General features: G+C 59.9%; 2 protein-coding genes. Both read left to right on the top strand.

Translation table 11 applies throughout. The features are described 5' to 3' along the window. The coding region (locus F7R02_RS27135) for a hypothetical protein (protein ID WP_235900995.1) at nucleotides 1-1,105 on the top strand (1,105 nt) is incomplete at its 5' end. Further along, nucleotides 1,102-1,477 (top strand): Imm71 family immunity protein (locus F7R02_RS25340; RefSeq protein ID WP_235857300.1); only part of this gene is annotated, 376 nt, incomplete at its 3' end. The genes F7R02_RS27135 and F7R02_RS25340, both read left to right, overlap by 4 nt.

Here is a 1,477-nt window from a genome sequence, read left to right as displayed (position 1 = left end):
GCGCAACGCCGAGGCGTGGCTGCTGCGGCTGAAGTTCGCCGACTATCAAGCGCAGATCATGGAGCGGTTCGCCGCGCTCACCAATACCCTCGCCTCGGTGCTGCGCAAGGCCAAGGCCCGGATGGGGGCGCTGATGCCGGAGATGTTGGCACAGCGGATCGATGGACTGATCGGCGGTCTGGGCACCTTGCGCACGACCGCCGAGCAGATGATCCCCAAGGCGATCAAGGAACTGGACCAGAACCTGCGCGAACTGCAGGCCTACGTGCGCAGCGGCGGCGAGACGACCAGCCGGGTGACGCTGCACCGGGTGGCCAGCGGCGAGCGCGTCATCACCCGCGCCGACGAGGCGCGCCTGGTGGAAGATGGCGTGCTACCGGTGCGGTCGAGCCGGGGCGGGTTCAAGCAAAATCCGGCGTTGGTGAAAAGACCTGAGCAATGGGAACACTTGTACAAGCACGAAGATGGCTATCCGAACTTGGCGGACCCTGCTCGGGCAGAGGGTGAGTTCCATCAAGCAGTACAAGCGTATTCTGGGAAAATGATCAATCGAAGGTTGCACGATGGCGAATACTTCTTTCGTGCCTTTGGTGAAGAGGGCGTCACGCACGGCCTAAAAATACGCGAGTCTTCGGCAGGAGGAGCTTGGTGGGGTATCGGGGAAGCGCCGAAGAATGCGCAGGAATGGCGCCCGCCCACCGCCGTGCTGGACGAATTCAACCGCAATGGATTTATCGTCACCGGCAAGGTAAGCGGCGAAAATGGACCCAAGGCGGTGGTCGGCACGGTTGCCGAGCAAGTGGGCAACAAATTGCCAGGGCAATACCTGCCTGGTGGCGCCACGCAGGCATTTTTCTTCCTGGACAAACCGGTGGCGGACCAACTGACGGCCCTGGGCAGGCGTGCCATTGCAGACAACAAGCCGTTTGCGTGGATCGACCCGGCAAGTGGCATGAGTTTCGAGGTGAAGCCGACCGGCTGGAAGGATGTCAACGGCATCATCGGTTACTTCCATACGCCTGGCCCGACCAGCGTCACAATCGTCCGTCTTGCCGAGCGCGAGCAGGCGACCAAGGAGCATCGTCAAGTGGTGGTATCGCCGTGAGCAGCAATTTTCCCGACGGGCTGATGTTGCCCAATGATCTCGAACGTCGACAGATGTTCTACCAGCTGAAGAAGGAATCTTCGTTCACTGCGTGGAACCGGATGCTTGAGCTATATCAAGCGTGGGCAGATGTGACCGAGCAAAGCGTGCGGGAAGCCGATGCGAAGGGGTGGCTGGATAAAAGCGGGATCAGCGAGTCGGATTACGTGTGCATCTTGAAGGGATTGGCGCATCAGGAAGAAGGCGTGCGCAGGCTGCGCAAGGGCGACAAGCGCGTCTTCAAGTTCGATGCCAATGGCGAATTCGTCATGGGGCATCGAATCGTCAGCCATTTCATTCAGCTGATTTGGCGAATCGAGATTGGTGAGAATG

It is taken from the genome of Xanthomonas cissicola (assembly GCF_008801575.1).
Lineage (GTDB): Bacteria > Pseudomonadota > Gammaproteobacteria > Xanthomonadales > Xanthomonadaceae > Xanthomonas > Xanthomonas cissicola.
Note: the sequence above shows the minus strand (reverse complement) of the source record. Positions and strands in the feature narration are given on the sequence as shown.